This window comes from Coriobacteriia bacterium, assembly GCA_013334745.1.
Classification (GTDB): domain Bacteria; phylum Actinomycetota; class Coriobacteriia; order Anaerosomatales; family JAAXUF01; genus JAAXWY01.
On the sequence record JAAXWY010000046.1, the window covers coordinates 1 to 18,280 of the forward strand.

The window sequence follows — 18,280 nt, forward strand, 5'->3', positions numbered from 1 at the left end:
CGACGGTTCCGGTATAGGGATCCGCGCTCGAGCCGACGCGCGTCACGCGCCCGTCGAACCTGCGCTCCGGGAAGGCATCGAAGGCCACCTTCGCCGTGTCGCCCACGTTCACGCGCACGGCGTCACGGTCGGCGAGCGCGGCGCGCACGATCCAGCCCTCGTCCGTGTCGCCCATCACCAGCACCGGCTGGCCACCCTGCACCAGCTCGCTTGCCCGCGCGAGGCGCTGCAGCACCACGCCGTCCGCCGGCACTCGCTCACCGGCACGCACGAGCACCGTGGCGCCCTCGGCGAGCTCGGCGACCGGCACGCGCTCGGCGTCGTCTGCGCCATCGCTCGCCTGGCTACCCTGCCGCACCACCCACGCGCTCTCCTCGGCCGACTCCGCAAGCCGTGCGAGCGCTGAGGCGGTGTCCCGGCGGCCGAACGACTCGAGCCAACGGCCGATCAGCACGATGGTCACGATCATGGCGGCTGACTCGAAGTACGTCGACCCGCTGGCGGTGGCCGCTGCCCACGCGCTGTACACCCACGCCGTCCAGGTGCCCAGCACCACAAGCGTGTCCATCGTCGCGCGCCGCACGCGCGCCGCACGCCACGCGCCCGTGAGGAACGGCCAGCCGCCGTATACGAGCACCAGCAGCGACAGCGCGCCCGTGAACGCGTCGTACGCCGCCACGCTGGCGTACTCGCCACGCGCGAACGCCGGCCAGAGCACGAAGTACGTCGGCCACATGACCCACATGCCGATCGCCGCGGAGACGAACCAGCGCAAGAACAGTTCCTCGGTGTCACCGTGGCCGGTCGCGACGTCGCGTGCGGGCGCGGCACGGTATCCCAGCAGCGTCACCCGCGCGAGCATATCCTCGAGTGCGGTCTGCTCCGGGTCCCAGGTCACGCGAAGCAGCGACGCGGCGTAGCTGGCCTCGGCGTCGAGCACGCCCGGAAGCGCCATGAGCGCGTCTTCGAGCACGAGCCCGCACGATGCGCACCACATGCCCTCGATGCGCAGGGTCTCTCGGCGAGCACCGGATGCCGCCGCCGCCGCGGCCTTGCGTGCACCGGCGTCAGCGCCGGCTCGGGCGCGACGGGAGCGTGTCTCGGCGGGGGCGAGCAGCTCGGAAATGCCGGCATCCTCGGCGCTCGTCCACACACGCCGGCAGCCCTCGCAGCAGAAGTCGTGTTCGCGGTCTCGCACCGGCCGCCCAAGGACAGGTAGCCCGCACAGGTCGCAGGCGGTCGACTCGGCAGGCGTCACGATTCGCCGGGCCTAGAGAGCGCCGGCGACAGCGAGCCCCTGGTAGAGCGTCACGCCACCCAGCACCACGACCGAGAACGCCGCCGCCGGCGCGAACCAGCCGCGGGCCGAAGCGCCGAGCAACCCGGTCGCTGCTCCAAATCCGGCGAGCGCGGGCACGGTTCCCAGTCCAAACGCGAGCATCGTGAGCATTCCGAACAGCGGAGCGCCGGAAGCCAGCGCCGCGATCTCAACCGGTACGAGCGGCGCGCAGGGCAGCAGGCCCATGAGCGCGCCGAGCGGCAGCGCCGCCCATCCGCCGGCCTTCGACAGCTTCGACACCGCACGGCCGAACCACGGCAGGCCGGTGAGCCATGCGGTCGGCTCGACGAGACCCGCTCGGCGGCCACGCATCCACGCCACCGCCATCAACGCACCCATCGCCAGCAGCGTCACGCCCGCGGCCACCTTGAGCCACTGCGTCACGGCCGTGGGCGAGAACGGTCCGCCGAGCGTCACAAGCGCACCCGCCTCGCCGAGCAGCCCAAGCAGCAGGCCGATCAGCGCATACGTCCCGAGACGCCCCAGGTGATACGCGAGCTGGAAGACGCCGCTGCGCTTCAGTCCGCCGATGACACGGCCGCTCGTGGAGCAGGCGCTGCCTGTGCCGTCGGTGGTCACAGCGAGCGCGGCCGCCCCATCGGCCACGCTCGCTGCGGCCACGAACGGACCGCACATCGCCAGGCAGTGCCCAAACCCGCCCGTGAGGCCGAGCAGGAACGCCCCCCACAACGACAGCGAGGACAGCCCCGCCATCGACATCTGCACGTGACCCATGTCCATCGGTCAGTTCGCCTTTCGGATCGGAGCTCCTAGCTGAACGTGTAACCGCGCTGTACGAACATCACCACGTAGGCGATCGTCCACAGCACGAAACTGACGATGACGATTCGCACGATGAGCGGCACGGGGCCGTGCGCCTCAGAGATCCCATCCGGGAAGTCGTGGACCGGCTCGATGGGCTCGGGCAGCGAATCCTCGGATCGTGGGTCGCCCTTGAGCGGCTGGCGGAACCAGCCGCCCTTGACCGTCGCCCAAACGATTGCGATGAGAGCGATGCCGACAGCGAGTCCCCAGGACACGGCTGCTATCTGCTGGCTTGCGGGCATCAGAGTGCCTCCTCGGTCCGGGTCGGCATGGGTTCGTCGTTGTCGAGTACTACTCGCGACGCAGCCTCCAGATTGCTCCAGTGACCGCCCACGATCGACAGCCACAACGCGACGGCGGCGCCTACGGTGAACGTGGTGATCACGGCGGTGACCAGGTAGACGGAGAGATCCATCACTTGCCACCTCCCGCGGGCACCGGAGCCGGCGCGTCCTTGGCCTTGGTGAGGTTCATCGCGTAGAAGAGAATCGCCCACTTCTCCTGCTCGGTGAGGATGTTGCGCCATGCGGGCATGGCGGTCGGGTGCATCAGGGTCGCCCCCGTGCCAGCCGAGCTCTTGGGATCGGTCGCTGCGCCCGGGCCCGGATCGGTGCCCACCACGCCGGCGTCGATACGCCAGTACCAGAAGTCCACGCCGGCGGTCTTGGCGGGGTCCTCGGTCAGGTTCGCGGGCGTCGGCATGAGCACGGAGCCGAATACGCCGTCGCCCAGTGCCTTCGCGCCGTGGCAGTTCGCGCACAGGGTGTTGTAGCGCTCCTCGCCCAGCGCCATCATGTCCGGCGTCGGAGCCAGCGGGGCGGGATCGACGGCCATGTACGCGGCCGGGACCTCGTCGCTGACGTCGGTCGGCTCACTGGGCTTCACGAACGTCGCCTTGACGTACTTGATCGCCGCCCAGCGGTCCTCCTCGGAGAGCAGGAGCTGCCACTGCGGCATCGCGGCGTTGCCGATGCCGTGGGACACGCGCCAGTACCAGTCGGAGTCCGGCAGTTCCTTGAGCGCCGGATCCGTGAAGTTGGCCGGAGCTGGCGCCAGGCGCGTACCGTCGGGGCCCTCGCCCTGACCGGCGTCGCCGTGGCACATCCAGCAGCGCTGCAGGTAGACCGTACGACCGCGCATGACATCGGTATCGGCCGGCATCACGTACTGCGCGTCGGCCGCTGCGGGCTTCTCGGGATCGACCGGCTCGTTCTTGGGATCGGGGAAGATCAGCATGTCCTTCACGTATCCCGAGACGAGAGCGAGCTGTTCGGCGCTGAACCACGTGTGCCACGCCGGCATCGCGCGCATGGGGATCGAGTCGGTGACGCGCCAGATGTAGTCCCCGTCGGTCCAGTCGACGTAGGTCGCCGTGTCATCGAAGCTCGGCGGCGCGGGGATGAGGCCCGCGGCATCGGGGCCGTTGCCGTTGCCGGCGTACCCGTGGCAGAACGCGCAGTTGCCCACGAACAGCGCCTTGCCCGCGTCGATGTTCTCGACGGTGGGCTCGGGCAACGTCGCGGTCTTGTACTTCTCGGGGATGTCGCCCTCGTCGTTGAACGCGGGCGTCATGTCCATAAACGCCTTCTGGATGAACAGGACGGCGAGCCAACGGTCGTCCTCGGACAGTGACTGGTGCCACACCGGCATGACCGTGCCGGGCACGCCTTCGCTGACGCGCCAGAACAGGAAGTTGACCGGGATGTTCTTGAACTCGGGCCCGCGCAGGTTCTCCGGCCGGGCGTTGTTGATCATCGAGTACGGGCCATCGCCCGAGCCCGAGCACCCGTGGCAGGTGAGGCACTTCTTGGAGTAGATCTCACGGCCCTTGGCGAAGTTCTCCTCGCTCAGATCGAACTTGTTCGCCGAGAACGCCGGGGTGAGGTACTTGGTCGGGATCATGAGGTCGGTGCTGGCGTTGCGGTCGTTACCCAGCGTGTTGAGGTAGGCCGTGATGGCCGCCAACTGCTGGTCGGAGAGGTAGTTGAAGTTGGGCATGATCGAGTCCGGCATGAGTGAGCGCGGATCCTTGAGGTGGTCGATCTCCCACTGGTCGCCCCGCTTCAGGCCGATGTTGGCCAGGTCGGGACCGGTGCGAAGCGTGCCGAGCTGGTGCGGCTTGTCGTAGGCGAACTGCCCGGCTTCGCTCGGCCGAGAAGGGGTCACGTCACCGGGACGCGTGAACTGGCTGTGGCAGTACATGCAGCCGTTACTCACGTACAGGTCCCGGCCCTGCTGCTCGAGTGCGGTGAGCGGCTGTGTCTCGATCTTGGGCTGTGGCTTGAAGACCACGGCCGGCAAGAACACGACGAATGCGACGACTGTCATGACCACGGCGAGTCCGCCGATGATGATGAGGCGCGGCGACATCTTCATGGGTCGCGTCTCCTCTCAGGCACCGGCCGCGGCGGGCGCGGCGTCGGCGGTCGCGGGGTTATCGGCAGGGGCCTTTCGTGCATCGAGCATCGTTCGCCAGATGTTGTACGCGAACAGGTACTGAGCGGTGATGATCACGGTCCCGGTCGCGGCGCGTCCGACCCACAGCGAGTGGATGCCGGGCAGGATCTTGATGATCGGGATGCCGGTCGCGAAGCCCGAGGCCTGCACGAGGCCCGCGGCGGTGAGCACGAGGAAGAAGCCCGCGAAGCCGACCGTTGTCAGCCACCAGTGTGTCCACGCGAGTCGCTCGGAATGCAGCGGCACGCCATAGAGCCTCGGGACCATGTAATACACCATCCCCCACATGGAGAAGGCGACGAAGCCGAGTAGCGCGAGGTGCGCGTGCGCGACCGGCCAGTTGGTGAAGTGGATGAACTGGTTGAATCCGCGCAGGGCCTGGAACGAGCCCTGGATGCTCGTGAGCAGGTAGCTGATCACGCCCGTGATCACGAAGCGCAGCGGTATCGAGACGTAGGCGACCTTCCACGATCCGCGCATCGTCATGAGCATGTTCACGACGAACGCACTCACCGGGATGAGCAGCCCGAGCGAGCAGATGACCGAGATGGTCTTGAGCCACTCGGGAACCGGCGCGCCGAGGATGTGGTGGGTGCCGACTGCGGTGTAGAAGAACGCGATGCCCCAAAACGCGATGAGCGCGAGCGTGTAGCCGTAGATGGGACGCTTGGTCTCGCGAGGGACGATGTAGTAGATGAGCCCGGCCGTGCCGGTCGTGAACCACAGGCCCAAGACGTTGTGGCCGTAGAACCAGTTCCAGATCGCGTCGTTGAGGCCGACAAGCGAGCCGGTCGGTGGCGCCCAGATCACGTTGCCGATCGCGTAGACGATGGGGAACCACAGCAGCGTGCCCATGATGTACCACAGGGTCACGTAGAGCTCGGGTTCCTTGCGCGCCATGATCGTCCGGAAGAAGTTGTACGCACTCCCGATCAGCACGAGCATGATCGCGATGTCGACCGGCCAGGCGAGCTCCGCGTACTCACGCGCCTGCGTCCAGCCGAGCGTCAGCCCCACGACGCCCACGGCCAGCGCGATGTTCCACGCCCACGCGATGATGACGCCGAGCGTCTCGGAGTGGATCTCGGTCTTGGTCAGGCGCGGCACCACGAAGTACCAGCCGGCAACCATCGCCATCGACAGCCAGCCGAAGGCCAGCCCGTTGACGTGTGCCTGGCGCAGTCTCGGGAACACGAGCCACGCGATGCCCCGGAAGGAGTCCGGTGCGATGAACTCGATCGCCTGCAGCAGCCCGAGCGTGATGGCCACCACCAGCCAGAAGATCGACGAGCTCACCATGAGTTTGACCGTAGCGTCTTTGCGGACTGCCACACTGCCCCCTTCATGACGGTGACCGGGCCGCCTGGCAGGGCGACCCAGCTTCGCTCGCCATTGTAGTGGGTAGGCGGCCAAGAAGTGGATACACCGAGCGGTGCAAGTTCGTCCGTGCCGCAGGTGGTGGGATGGCGCTCTTGCCCGCAGTATGTAGTGCGAATAGTATTGCAGTATGTATTGCAAGTCCAAGAAGGATCGTGACTCATGACTACCTACTCGAGCAAGACGCAGCCCGCGCAGTTCCGCCTGCCCCAGTGGGCGCACCTATTCGTCGCCGAGCGTGCTGCAGCCGCGGGGTCGACGAAGACGGAGGTGATACTCGAGGCGCTCGAGTGCCTGAAGCAGCGCGATGTCGAGCGCCTGATGGCCGAGGGCTATGCCGAGCGCGCTGCAGAGGATCGCGAGTTCGCTGCGAGCGCATGGGCTACGGCGCAGGAGGGCTGGCCCGAATGGTGACGCCCGGCACCGATCGGGGAGTGCGGCGCGGGCAGGTCTACTGGGTTGATTTCGGCCCGGCGAAGAGTTCGGTGCAAGCCGGTCGTCGGCCCGTGCTGGTGGTACAGAACGACGTCGGCAACCGGTATTCACCCAACACCATCGTGGTTGCGATGACGACCAGGATCGCTCGGAAGGACTACCCCACAGAGGTCCGACTCCCCGACGAGTTGTTCGGCAAGCCGAGCGTTGTGCGGTGCGGCCAGATGCTCACCGTCGCACAGGATCGTCTCATCGGTGCGGCGATAGCCTCGCTGGACCCTGCGACGATGTCGCGTGTGGACACGGCGCTACAGCTGTCACTGGGCCTGTAGCCCAGGTTGCCGCGGCGTACACTGTCCCAATGACTTCGCCGAGAACCCCCGCACCCGATACTTGGGTCGCCATCGACTTCGAGACCGCCACCCGTGAGGCGAACAGCGCGTGCGCGTTGGGACTCGCGATCGTTCGGGATGGCCGCGTCGAGCGCACCGAGTCGTGGCTCATCCAGCCGCCCTTCAACGAGTACGAGTACCGCAACTCGCTCATCCACGGGCTCACCGCCGAGGACACCGCGCTCGCGCCAGACTTCGCCGAGGTGTGGTGGGAGGTCGCTCCACTGCTCGCCGAGGGGCCGTTACTCGCGCACAATGCGCCATTCGACATCAGGGTGTTGCGCGCACTGATCGCGAGCTTCGAGTTGCCGGCGCCGTCCTACGAGTACGTGTGCACCGTGTCGCTCGCGCGCAAGGCGTTTCCCGAGCTTCGGCGGCACACGCTCGACGTCATGTGCGACCACTGTGACATCCGGCTGATGCACCACGATGCGGCATCGGATGCTGCGGCGTGCGCTCAGCTCGCGCTCTCGTGTGCGGATGCGGCGGGGGAGAACACGATCGCCGATGCGGTCGCGGTGCTCGGGGTGAACGTGGGCAGGCTGTAGCTAGCGCGTCAGAGCCACTGCGCGGACTTCTTCTGCAGGACGACCTTCATCTGCCAGCCATGACGGCGGACCACGTCTTCGACGATGTTGCGCGTTGCTGCGTAGTCCCACGAGTAGTTGACCTCGGTGCCACCGGGGCCGATCACGATCTCCTTGGTCGTGCCCGAGCGGGTCGTCCCGAAGGTCGAGTAGGTCTCGGCCTCGAAACCTCCGAAGCTGATGCCGGCGCCCTTCTCTTTGAGGATCTCCCAGAAGTAGACGGTCAGCTCGGGCTCGACGGCCTTCATGACCGCCTCGTAGTCGACCTTCTTGGTGCCGGCTCCCCAGTTCGCGTCGGCGATCTTGTTGTCGATGACGACGTCGGTGTCGGTGCCGTACGCGACGGTGTAGCCGGGGTACGCCGAGACTGCGGCGAGTACATCGGCGAGCAGGGTGAGGCGGTCGCTCGGCGCGGCGGCGGGAGCGGGCGCGGCGACCGGCACGGGAGCGGGTGCGGGGGCGACCGGCGCAGGAGCAGGCGTGGCGACCGGCACGGGAGCGGGCGCGGGAGCGGGCGCGGCAGCGGGGGCGACCGGCGCAGGAGCCGCAGGCTGGAGCCAGTACGGCGTGACCGGCACACCGGTCTGCGGGTCATACCAGTTGCTGATCTCGCTCCATGGGTGACCGTTCACACAGCCCCACTGGTCGTTGAGCCAGACGTACTGGTTGCACACGCGACAGAAACCTGCGACCGCCATCGAAACCACCGTTCCCCGAGAATCGAGTCGTGTTGGGCTTGGCTGGGTACGTTCCAAGCAGAAGCAGATGGTAGCATCGGCCAAACGGGTCCGGCACATATGATGCCGAGCTCGAAGCGAACGGCACCTCGGGAGGGTTTCGGATGAGCGACCAAGGGTTCGACCCGCAGCAGGGCGGCTACCCGCCGCAGAATCCCGGTGCCGCAGCGCCGCCACCGCCACCTCCCGGGACGTTCCCGGGTCAGCCCGCGGCTCCGCCACCCCCGCAGCAGCCACCGGCGTACGGTCAGCCGACGTACCAGCAGCCAGCAGCACCCCCGCAGCAGCCGCCCGCATACGGGCAGCAGCCTGCGTACGGTGGCCCGCCGCAGGCACCGCCCCCCAAGAAGGGCAAGGGCGGCATCATCGCGGTCGTGATTGCGATTGTGGTGCTGTGCGGTCTGTTCGCGTGCGGAGCCATTGCGTTCTCGCTGTTCAGTGGCGGCTCGGACACCGATTCGATCTCACAGGCCGAGCAGCACTTCACCGCAGCGGTCAGCGCGGTGGAGTCGGCGACGGTGTCGCTCGATGAGCTCAGCAAGGGTGACGCTTCAAGCGCTGAGATTCGTGCCGTCGTCGACAGCACGGGCAACTCCCTGCGCACCGCGCGCGACGAGATCGCCTCGGCACGGGCGATTGCCGAGGCGTGGGACGACTCGCAGGGCAAGACCGACTATCTCGCGGCGCTTGAGGCCGCCACCGCTACACTCGACGCGCTCGAGGAGATGGTCGCCTACGTCGACACCGCCAACGGCATGCTGCAGAAGGCCACACAGGGCGGCAAGGAGGCAGGAGGCGGCAACTCGGATCTGAGCGCCGCGATCTCTGCCGGCAACAAGAACCAGTACTCGAAGATGCGCTCGAAGGCGCAGTCAGCGCAGGCGCATTACGTTCGCGCGGCTCTGCTGTTCCGCGACGCGCATAAGCTCGACAAGTCGGCCGGCCTCGATAAGGCTGCCAAGTACTGCGACCTGCGCAAGAAGCAGGCTGATGTCGTTGTGCGCATGGCGTCCGAAGGCTCCGGTCACCGCTATAGCGCGTACAACGCGGACATCAAGAAGATGAACAAGTACGGCAACGACGCCGAGAAGGTCGGCGAGCCGGCAATCGTGAAGGATCCGAACTGGGCCGAGAATCGCCTCGCGAAGATGGAAGCGGCTGTCACGGAGGTTGGGACCAAGGCGGACACGCTGCGTGCGCAAGCACTTACGGCGCTGGGATATACGGGCAACTAGCCTCGCTGGAAGCGGTGGGCCGACCGCCGTCGACGATACAGACCAATAGAGAGGCCGGGCCGACATCGGTCGCCCGCCTCATGAAACGGGTACCCGCATGCTCACCGCCCCGATAGCCGCGCTGTCAGCCGCCCTCTACGGCGTGGCCGACTTTCTGGGCGGGTTCGGCTCGCGGAAGGATTCACCGCTCGTCGTCACATTCGCGGCACAGGTGGTGGGTCTGGCAGCGGTCGCTGCTGTGACCGTGTTCATGCCGCCGGCGTCGTGGACCGACCCACGCATCCTGTGGGGACTCGGCGCGGGAGTGTTCGGCGGAGGCGGCGTGCTCGCGCTGTACTCGGGCCTCGCGACAGGGCGCATGAGTGTGGTCGCGCCTGTCGCCGCCGCGCTCACCGGTGCGCTTCCGGCCGCGGTCGGCCTGATCCGAGGCACGCGGATCGGACCGCTCGGGTTGCTCGGCATGGCGCTCGCGATCGTCGCCGTGGTGATCGTGAGCATGTTCTCGGAGTCCGAGGAGGCCGCGGTCGCGAGCGGCTCGGCGAAGACGGCGCTGTGGTTCGCGATGGCGGCGGGTATCGGCTTCGGGATCTCGGTCGTGTGCTTCTCGCAGACTCCGGCGTCCACGAGCTTCGCGCCGCTCATCCTCGCGCGCTCCACCACGATCACCGTGATGCTCGTGCTCACATGGGCGCGGATGCGGCGGCTCGTGCCGGTGCGTGAGGCGCTCGCGGTGACGCTCGCAACCGGCGTGTTCGACGCCGCCGCGAACGTGAGCCAGGTCATCGCGCTGCGGATTGGGCCGCTCGCACTCGCCGCGGTGGTGGGCGCGCTCTACCCGGTGGTCACGGTGTTGCTCGCGCGCGTGGTCTTGCACGAGCACCTGCGCGGTATCCAGCGCGTGGGCGTCGTGATGGCGCTGGTAGCGGTCGTGCTCTGCGCGATGGGGTAGGGCCGGATTAGCGGGTGCTGTTGGTTTCTGGCAGATTGCCTTGATTCAGTAGCATTTCAGTAGCAGGACCCCGCTCCGCACCGAGACGGCAAACGGCCTCTCGCAAGAGACATCGTCTTGGACGGCCGCCGCACTGCGTAGTGTGTTCATGTACATTGACTATGAGCATGCGGGGGCTGCATGTCAGTTGCTTGCCGTATTCTGGGGTGACTGAGGTTGGGGAACGGGGCCGTACTAGATGCTACGGCTCTCATGCTACTCATGACTTGAGCAGCACGCGAAAAGAGGAGGGTCACATGGCAAAGGCGGGATTCTGTTCGGTGTGCAACGAGAATGTTGTCTTGACGGAGTCAGGCGAATGCTCCAAGGCGGGTCACCCTAGCAACTGCATTTCGGGTGTGTATGAAGCAGAGGGCGTAGCCACCCCTGCAGCGGCTGCCGCGGTCGCATCACCTGCAGGTCAGGCTCCTAAGGAGAAGAAGCCGCTCTACAAGAAGTGGTGGGTCTGGGTTGCTGGGCTGCTTATTCTCGGGGGCCTAGTCAGCGCAATGGGTGGCGGTGGCGGCAACACGGATACTGCGGCTGAACCTAGCGCGCCAGTTGCGGAGTCCCCTGCCGCCGAGCCTGCCGCCGAGCCCGAGGCCGAGCCTGCCGCCGAGCCCGAGGCCGCACCCGAGGCTGCGACGGCTGCAAAGGTCGGCACAGCACTCAAGGTTGGCGATCTCGTGTTCAAGGCGACCGACGCAAAAGCAACCAAGAAGTTGAAGAGCATACTGGGCAACAAGAGCGGGAACTGGATTCTCGTCACGGCCAGTGTGAAGAACGAGTCCAAGGAAGCCGTCACGATTGACAGTTCATTCTTCAAGTTGATTGGCAAAGACGGCGCGGAATATGAGACGGACAGCGACGGTCTTATGTATGTAGAGGGGAACGAGAACTTCTTCCTTGCGAAGATCAATCCGAACCTCTCCAAGAAGGGCAAGGTTCTCTTCGCAGTAGCACCCGGGGCGAAGCCTGAGGACTTCAAGCTCCAGGTTCAGACTGGTTTGTTCGGCACGGAGACAGGCGAGATTTCCCTAACCAGGTAGCCCAACAGTCAAATCGTGCAGGTGAAGAGGTGCCTCCGGGTGCCTCTTTTCCTTGTGCCTAGCATGGGGCACTATCAACGACCTGCACTGCCTCATGGGAAAAGGGGCCTCGCGGCGATCCTTCGTTGGTACAGCGATGGGAAGTCACGCGCACCACTGGCGCAGTGGGGGTCTTGAAGCGTCGTTCTCAGGCGCCGTCCTCAGTAGCAAATCAGTAGCAGAGAATAGCGACTCGAAAGACAAGACAGGCCAGTGAGCGTCGTCCATGCCCACTGACCTGCTGTTATCGGTGGTGCCCCCGGCAGGATTCGAACCTGCGACACCAGGTTTAGGAAACCTGTGCTCTATCCCCTGAGCTACGAGGGCGCGAGAGGCATTGTAGCGCGGGTATTGCGCTTCGGCTAAGACGGCCCCACACGCCTTACTGAGCGAGGGCTGCCTCGAGCGCCTGCATACGCGAGGTGACATCGGGCCTGTCGGGGCTCACGGCGTCGATTTCACGCAGGACGGAGAGCGCGAGATCGTCCTGCTTACGCTCGTGATAGAGATCCGCCAGGGCGATTCCCGGCTCGACGTACGCGGGATCCATCGCCCTCGCTCGATTCAAGCGTTCGATGGCTCCCTTGGAGTCGCCTAACCTGTTCATGGCGTAACCGATCTGGAAGATCAGTCCGGGGCCGTTGGGGGCGAGTTCGAGTCCGCGCTCAGAGATCTCGATGGTCTTGCGGTAGTAGTCGGCTGAGCCGAGAGCATCGCCGGCTGTTGAGTAGAGCCCGGCCAGGAAGACGTAGTTGTCGTACTCCTGGGGGGTGAACGCGATTGCCGACTTGATCGCCGCTTCTGCCAGATCGAAGGAGAGCTTGGCGTTGGCCCGGGCGGCTTCCAGCGCTGCCGGGTCGCCTTGCTGCTTGGCGGCCATAGCCGCATCCGCCAACGCATAGAAGTTGTCGGAGTGGATGAGCCCGATCTCGGAGAGGTAGGTGTCGTTGTTGGGGCTCAGCTTGACGGCTTGCTCCGCGAGGGCCGCGCGCTCCGGGCCGGCAACGTAGAGCGTCCTGATGAACAGGTGGTCGGCGTAGAGCTGCACCCCTTGGTAGCCGACCACGACCAGCGCGGCAACAACGGCCGCGGCACCCACGGCCTGGCCGAGGGCACGAAGCGGCTGCACTGTCTTGCTGCGCGCGGTAGGCGATAGGACCACGGCTATCGCGATCCATAGGAAGACGCTCGAACCGATGACCGACAGCCCGAACATCAGGTGAGTGATGTAGGCCGCGGCTGCGACCCAGAAGCCGGCGAACAGCAATGCGCCGCCGCCTTCACTGCGCTTGAACAGCACTCGTCCTGATCGGACAGCAGCCCAGGCGAACACGCCGTACAGGAGGGCCAGACCCGGCAAACCGATTCCGGCCGCGAGCTGCAGCGGGTAGTTGTGCGCGTTGTCGATGACCGACAGATAGCCCGCGTCCCGCACGTACTCAACCGGCTTGAACCGAGGGAAGATGAGTCTGAACGTATCGGGTCCGTAGCCGAACACCGGCCGCTCCCGAATGGCGGCGAGAGCAGCGTCCCAAATCTCGAATCTCGTCTTGGCGGAGCCGGTATTGGTCTCGGCGATCGAGCTCAGACGCGAGCCGAAGTTGGTGACCTCACTTGAGCTCGAGAGGCTGCTGAGAATCGCCACGACAACGGCGAGGATTCCCGCGCCCGAGAACGTCCAGTCAACGACCCCCAGACGCGGACGATGGCGCCACACGAGCACTGCGAACAGGATCAGACCAACGACGGCACCGATCCAGGCACCGCGCACGAACGACGCTATGAGTGCGAGTGAGTTGAGGATCGCTCCGGCCCAGTACGCACCTCGCCACCAGGGCGACTCGGTGGTCAGTGCGAGCCCGAGCGTCACGAACAGCGGAAACAGCAGGAAGCCCGCGAGCAGGTCGGGGTTTCCGTACGTCGCGAAGGCGCGGTTCGTCTCGAATGTGAGCTGGCCCCACGTGGTCGGGTCGGCCCCCATCCACTGCAGTACGGCAAGCGAGGATACGACGACGCCTGCCCAGAAGAGCGCCTGCGCGATTCGCCGAATCCGAGACGGGCGGTCGGCGAACTGGAGGGTGAGGAAGTAGACCGCCGCGTACGTCGCGAAGGTCAGCAGCCCCTCGTAGCGCCGGTACTTGCCGAGGATGGACGTCGGGACGTGAATCGAGAACAGCGCGGAGAGCGTGACCCACGCGAGGAACGCGACGATGAGCGCGTCGACCGGCGTGAACCGGATCTTTCCGCCCCTAGTTGCGATGTGCCACGCCCAAGCGGCGAGAGCGACCGACGCCAGGGCGCGGAGCACGAACAACTTCGGCCCGTCGAACATGTCGTAGAAGAGCGGTTCTGAGACGCCGAATGCGCTCAGATTCCCCATGACGACGGGGATGAGGAAGACCAGAGCGAGCAGGCAGTACCACGCGATGCGCTGGGCGAGATCCATGTCTGTGTCGCGGGGTGTTTCGTGTGCACCTGAATCAGACATCGGCTGCGGACTTCCTCTGCACTCGACCGTTGCTCGGCTGGGCATCGCGCGTTGACGGTGCACATCATACGATTTCGCCGCAGGGACTGCCCTACACAGCTTCTTAACACCGGCCCCCCGTGCCTTCACGCGAACAGAACGCCACGCGCCGGATACTCTCCTGAAGCCTTCGGCGACAAGGAGCCAGTGAGTGGCCGGACTCAAGCGCATCCTGCTCGGAAATCCCCTGCACAACCGGGAAGCAGCACATCAGCGGCTCAATAAGGTCACGGCGCTCGCGGTGCTCTCAAGCGATGCCATGTCGTCGGTCGCGTACGCCCCGCAGGAGATTCTGCTCACGCTCGCGCTCGCGGGTCCGCTGGTGCTGCACCTGACGATGCCGATCGCGGTCGCAATCTGCACCCTACTCGCGATCGTGGTGTTGTCGTATAGGCAGACCATCCGAGAGTATCCCGGCGGCGGCGGCTCTTACATCGTCGCGAAAGAGAACCTCGGAATCTGGCCCGGGCTTGTTGCCGGCGCATCGCTGCTCGTTGACTACATCCTCACGGTCGCCGTTTCGGTTTCCGCCGCTGTGGCCGCAATCACGTCGGCCGCACCGAAGTTGCTGCCGTACACGGTCGAGATAGCGGTTGTCTTGGTGGTGTTACTCGCGATCGCGAACCTGCGCGGCGTCAAGGAGTCCGGTGCTCTGTTCGCTCCGCCCACCTACGCGTTCATTGTCCTTCTCGGCTTCATGGTCGCCGTTGGCTTGTGGCGATTCGCGACAGGCGACCCCTTCGCCGTACCGATTCCGACGCACCCCGTAGAGGCCGTGCAGTCTCTGACGCTGTTCCTGCTGCTCAAGGCGTTCTCGTCGGGATGCTCGGCGATGACCGGAGTCGAGGCGATCACCAACGGCGTGCAGTTGTTCAGGACGCCGCAAGCCAAGAACGCGCAGATCACGATGGCTTGGATGGGTGCCATCCTGGTGACCTTGATGCTTGGCGTGTCTGCCCTCGCCGTGCTGGCGCGGGTTGAGCCGAGTGAGACCGAGACACTCATCAGCCAGCTGTCGCGCGCGATGTTTGGGACGGGCGTGCTCTACTACGCCATCTCCGCGAGCGTCGCCCTCATCCTGGTTCTCGCAGCCAATACGGCCTACGCGGACTTCCCGCGGCTGTCCTCGTTCATCGCGGAAGACGACTTCCTGCCGCACCAACTCAAGGATCGTGGCTACCGTCTCGTGTTCAGCAACGGAATCATCCTTCTCACGGCAGCCGCTATCGCTCTGCTGATTGGATTCAGGGGGCAGACGACTCGGCTGATCCCGCTCTACGCCATTGGCGTGTTCATGTCCTTCACGCTGTCGCAGGCGGGTATGGTGGTTCACCACTATCGGCTGCGCGAGCCGAGGTGGCGCCTCTCACTGAGCATCAACACCATCGGTGCGATCTCGACCGGGCTTGTGACGGCAATCGTGGCGATCACCAAGTTCAGCACCGGCGCATGGATCGTCGTCATCCTGATCCCGATCATCGTCGCGTACTTCCTGTGGGTGCAGCGTCAGTACGCGCGCGTCAAAGCGGCGCTCGCGATTCGCGAGGAGGACCTCGACAACCTCAACTGGCAGACGCACAACCGGATGCAGAACCACGTGGTCGTGCTGGTCAGCGCAATCGACCGGCGTCTCGTGCGGGCGATTCAGTACGCGAAGTCGCTGCGGGCGGACACGCTTGAGGCCGTCTACGTCGACATCTCCGGTCAGGCCGATGAGATGCAGCAGAAGTGGCGCGAGGCCGACTTCGGCACGCGGCTCAACATCATCGACTCGCCGTACCGCGAGATCACCGCACCGATCATGGACTACGTCCGCGCCATACCGAGGCCCACTCGCGACCACGTGGTGACGGTGATCATCCCCGAGTACGTGCCCGAGAACCTGCCCGACAACATCCTGCACGACCAGACGGCGCTGATCCTCAAGACGCAGCTGTTCGCCGAGCCGGGCATGATCGTCACCGACGTTCCGTACAACATGGCGGAGGTAGACGCGCCGGAAGCCTAGCGGCGGTCCTCGGCCACGATCACCACGTCGATGTTGCGGGTCTCACGCATGATCCGGTTCACGATTGAGCCGTGCAGGATCTCGTCCCAGCGTCCACGGGCCGACTGCCCGAGCACGATGAACGTCGCCTGATGGGCGCGTGCGAACTCGATGATGCCGCCGGCCACATCGTCGTCGCCGAGCTCGACGAACTCTCCCTGCAACTCACCCGTGAGTGCGCGCAATGCGTCGACGGCCGCCTGCTCCGCCCCCCCGAGAAGAACGGCCGCGGGCTTCACGTGGATGACCCACAGGTCGCCGCCGAGCCGATTGGCGAGCTGATAGCCGCGCCGGACGAGCTTCGTGCTCGCCGGACGGGCGGTTACGGCGACGAGCACCCGGTCGACCGCGCCCCACGTCTTGTCGACGTCGTGGGTGGCGATGAAGTCCTCGAGCTCGTCATCGACCTCCTCGGCGGTCTTGCGCAGTGAGAGCTCGCGCAGCGCCACGAGGTTTCCTCGGCGGAAGAACTTCAGCAGGGCCTCGTCGGCCTTGTCGGCGGAGTAGATGACGCCTCGCTTGAGGCGGTTCATCAGGGCTTCAGGAGTGATGTCGACGAGCACGACCTCGTCGGCCTCATCGAGGATCCGGTCGGGCAGGGTCTCGCGGACACATACCCCGGTGATCTGCTCAACGACGTCGTTGAGGCTTTCGAAGTGCTGCACGTTGACGGTGGAGATCACGTTGATCCCGGCGGCGAGGATCTCCTCCACCGACTGCCACCGCTTGGCGTGCTTCGCGCCGGGGACGTTGGAGTGCGCCAGCTCGTCGACGAGCACCATCTGCGGGCGCCGCGCGATCACCGCATCGGTGTCGAGCTCATCGAACGTGGTGCCCCGGTACTCGATGCAGCGGGTCGGGACGCGCTCGAGCCCCTCGGCCAGAGCGAGCGTCTCGGGACGGTCGTGCGGCTCCACGTACCCGATGACGACGTCCTCGCCTCGCGAGGCGCGGCGCTGCGCCTCGGAAAGCATCGTGTAGGTCTTGCCGACTCCCGCTGCGTAGCCGAGGAACACCTTGTGGCAGCCGCGCGTCTTGCTGTCTGTGTTCGGTGCGGGCATCGCTTCTCCCACGCTACTCGTCGCCACTCACGTCATCGAGCGCAAGGTTGAGCTCGAGCACGTTGACTCGAGGTTCGCCGAGAAACCCGAACTGCCTGCCTGATACGTGCGCCGAGACGAGCGAACGCACGAGGGACTCGGGCAGGGCTCGGGCCTTCGCTACCCGTGCGACCTGCAGGAATGCGGCGTCAGGCGAGATGTCGGGGTCGAGCCCACTCGCCGAGGCGGTCACGAGATCGATCGGCACGCTGCCTGCCCGCGCCCCCGGGTTGCTCGCCAGGACCGCGCGGACCCGTTCGCGAGCGAGCCGGTCGAGTTCGGCGCTGGTCGGGCCGAGGTTGGAGGGGGATGACGCCATCGCATCGTAGCCGTCGCCTGCCGCGGACGGGCGACCCTGAAAATAGCGGGGCGCGCCGAAGTGCTGTCCGATCAACCGCGAACCCACAACCACGCCCTCACGCGAGATGAGACTGCCGGCCGCCTGACGCGGGAAGATCGCACGGGAGGCGAGTAAGACCGCCGCCGGGTACGCGACGCCGAACAGCAGCATCGTCACGAGGGCCATCCGAGTCGCGCGAAGTAGTGATCGCATCCTCAGCTCCTTATCCCGCACCGAGCGCGACGAGCGCGACATCGATCAGCTTCATGCCGATGAACGGCAGCGCCATGCCGCCGAGGCCGTAGATGAGCAGGTTGCGGCGCAGCAGTGCGCCTGCGCCCACCGGTCGGTACGCCACACCGCGAAGTGCGAGAGGGATCAGCGCGACGATGATGAGCGCGTTGAAGATGACCGCCGACAGGATCGCAGACTCCGGCGAGTGCAGCCGCATGACGTTGAGGGCGCCGAGTTCCGGATGGCCGACCATGAACATCGCCGGGATGATTGCGAAGTACTTCGCGACGTCGTTGGCGATTGAGAAGGTGGTGAGCGAGCCTCGGGTCATCAGCAGCTGCTTCCCGATCGCGACGATCTCGATGAGCTTCGTGGGATCGGAGTCCAGATCGACCATGTTGCCGGCCTCCTTGGCCGCGCTCGTCCCGGTGTTCATCGCGACGCCGACGTCGGCCTGGGCCAGGGCCGGCGCGTCGTTGGTGCCGTCGCCGGTCATCGCGACCAACTTGCCGCGTGCCTGCTCGGCTCGGATGAGCTCCATCTTCGCCTCGGGAGTCGCCTGCGCGAGGAAG

The 18,280-nt window shown here is 65.9% G+C and carries 17 protein-coding genes, 1 tRNA gene and 1 pseudogene; 7 read left to right on the top strand and 12 right to left on the bottom strand.

Features of this window, described 5'->3' with window-relative positions; genetic code table 11:
• The 6 genes from HGB10_10095 to HGB10_10120 form a co-directional block, all read right to left on the bottom strand.
• The coding region (locus tag HGB10_10095) for an HlyD family efflux transporter periplasmic adaptor subunit (GenBank protein ID NTU72153.1) at positions 1-1,198 on the bottom strand (1,198 nt) is incomplete at its 3' end.
• 72 nt (positions 1,199-1,270) lie between these two features.
• Positions 1,271-2,080, bottom strand: a complete 810-nt coding sequence (locus tag HGB10_10100; protein NTU72154.1) for a sulfite exporter TauE/SafE family protein — start codon at positions 2,078-2,080, stop codon at positions 1,271-1,273.
• A 29-nt stretch (positions 2,081-2,109) separates the two neighbouring features.
• Entirely contained in the window at positions 2,110-2,406 is a 297-nt protein-coding gene (locus HGB10_10105; protein NTU72155.1) for a hypothetical protein, read from the bottom strand.
• Positions 2,406-2,579, bottom strand: a complete 174-nt coding sequence (locus tag HGB10_10110; protein ID NTU72156.1) for a hypothetical protein — start codon at positions 2,577-2,579, stop codon at positions 2,406-2,408. The genes HGB10_10105 and HGB10_10110 overlap by 1 nt, the downstream gene beginning before the upstream one ends.
• On the bottom strand, positions 2,579-4,540 hold the full coding sequence (locus tag HGB10_10115; protein NTU72157.1) for a c-type cytochrome: 1,962 nt from the start codon (positions 4,538-4,540) through the stop codon (positions 2,579-2,581). The genes HGB10_10110 and HGB10_10115 overlap by 1 nt, the downstream gene beginning before the upstream one ends.
• A gap of 15 nt (positions 4,541-4,555) precedes the next feature.
• Positions 4,556-5,953, bottom strand: coding sequence for a cytochrome-c oxidase (locus HGB10_10120; GenBank protein ID NTU72158.1), 1,398 nt, complete (start codon positions 5,951-5,953; stop codon positions 4,556-4,558).
• 207 nt (positions 5,954-6,160) lie between these two features.
• Between HGB10_10120 and HGB10_10125 the strand changes: the two genes are divergently transcribed.
• From HGB10_10125 to HGB10_10135, 3 genes are read left to right on the top strand one after another with little or no spacing between them, the layout of a single operon-like run.
• Positions 6,161-6,412 carry a hypothetical protein gene (locus HGB10_10125; GenBank protein NTU72159.1) on the top strand — a complete coding sequence of 84 codons (252 nt, stop codon included), beginning with the start codon at positions 6,161-6,163 and terminating at the stop codon, positions 6,410-6,412.
• On the top strand, positions 6,406-6,765 hold the full coding sequence (locus HGB10_10130) for a type II toxin-antitoxin system PemK/MazF family toxin (protein ID NTU72160.1): 360 nt from the start codon (positions 6,406-6,408) through the stop codon (positions 6,763-6,765). Before HGB10_10125 ends, HGB10_10130 begins: the two co-directional genes overlap by 7 nt.
• A gap of 29 nt (positions 6,766-6,794) precedes the next feature.
• Entirely contained in the window at positions 6,795-7,373 is a 579-nt protein-coding gene (locus tag HGB10_10135) for a hypothetical protein (GenBank protein ID NTU72161.1), read from the top strand.
• A gap of 443 nt (positions 7,374-7,816) precedes the next feature.
• Here the strand turns inward: HGB10_10135 and HGB10_10140 are convergent.
• Positions 7,817-7,960: pseudogene (locus HGB10_10140) on the bottom strand (SH3 domain-containing protein).
• A gap of 293 nt (positions 7,961-8,253) precedes the next feature.
• Between HGB10_10140 and HGB10_10145 the strand changes: the two are divergent.
• From HGB10_10145 to HGB10_10155, 3 genes are all read left to right on the top strand, one after another.
• Positions 8,254-9,384 (top strand): hypothetical protein, encoded by a 1,131-nt coding sequence (locus HGB10_10145; GenBank protein ID NTU72162.1) that lies wholly within the window; start codon positions 8,254-8,256, stop codon positions 9,382-9,384.
• Positions 9,385-9,481: 97 nt separating this feature from the next.
• The gene (locus HGB10_10150) at positions 9,482-10,333 is read left to right on the top strand and encodes an EamA family transporter (protein NTU72163.1); all 852 of its coding nucleotides are present in this window, start codon (positions 9,482-9,484) and stop codon (positions 10,331-10,333) included.
• A 296-nt stretch (positions 10,334-10,629) separates the two neighbouring features.
• Positions 10,630-11,421 carry a DUF4352 domain-containing protein gene (locus HGB10_10155; protein NTU72164.1) on the top strand — a complete coding sequence of 264 codons (792 nt, stop codon included), beginning with the start codon at positions 10,630-10,632 and terminating at the stop codon, positions 11,419-11,421.
• Positions 11,422-11,711: 290 nt separating this feature from the next.
• Here the strand turns inward: HGB10_10155 and HGB10_10160 are convergent.
• Both HGB10_10160 and HGB10_10165 read right to left on the bottom strand, forming a co-directional pair.
• Positions 11,712-11,787: transfer RNA gene (locus tag HGB10_10160), tRNA-Arg, on the bottom strand.
• A 55-nt stretch (positions 11,788-11,842) separates the two neighbouring features.
• On the bottom strand, positions 11,843-13,948 hold the full coding sequence (locus tag HGB10_10165; GenBank protein ID NTU72165.1) for a hypothetical protein: 2,106 nt from the start codon (positions 13,946-13,948) through the stop codon (positions 11,843-11,845).
• 190 nt (positions 13,949-14,138) lie between these two features.
• Here HGB10_10165 and HGB10_10170 point away from each other — a divergent pair, with 190 nt between their 5' ends.
• The gene (locus HGB10_10170) at positions 14,139-15,995 is read left to right on the top strand and encodes an APC family permease (GenBank protein ID NTU72166.1); all 1,857 of its coding nucleotides are present in this window, start codon (positions 14,139-14,141) and stop codon (positions 15,993-15,995) included.
• On the opposite strand, the gene HGB10_10175 is transcribed toward HGB10_10170, so the two are convergent.
• From HGB10_10175 to HGB10_10185, 3 genes are all read right to left on the bottom strand, one after another.
• Positions 15,992-17,095, bottom strand: a complete 1,104-nt coding sequence (locus tag HGB10_10175) for a universal stress protein (protein NTU72167.1) — start codon at positions 17,093-17,095, stop codon at positions 15,992-15,994. The two genes, HGB10_10170 and HGB10_10175, sit on opposite strands and share 4 nt — an antisense overlap.
• Positions 17,096-17,108: 13 nt before the next feature.
• Positions 17,109-17,687: a potassium-transporting ATPase subunit KdpC gene (gene kdpC, locus HGB10_10180; GenBank protein ID NTU72168.1), complete on the bottom strand. Its 579-nt coding sequence runs from the start codon at positions 17,685-17,687 to the stop codon at positions 17,109-17,111.
• Between the two features lie 10 nt (positions 17,688-17,697).
• Positions 17,698-18,280, bottom strand: a 583-nt coding sequence (locus HGB10_10185; protein NTU72169.1) for an HAD-IC family P-type ATPase, incomplete at its 5' end; no start/stop codon positions are given.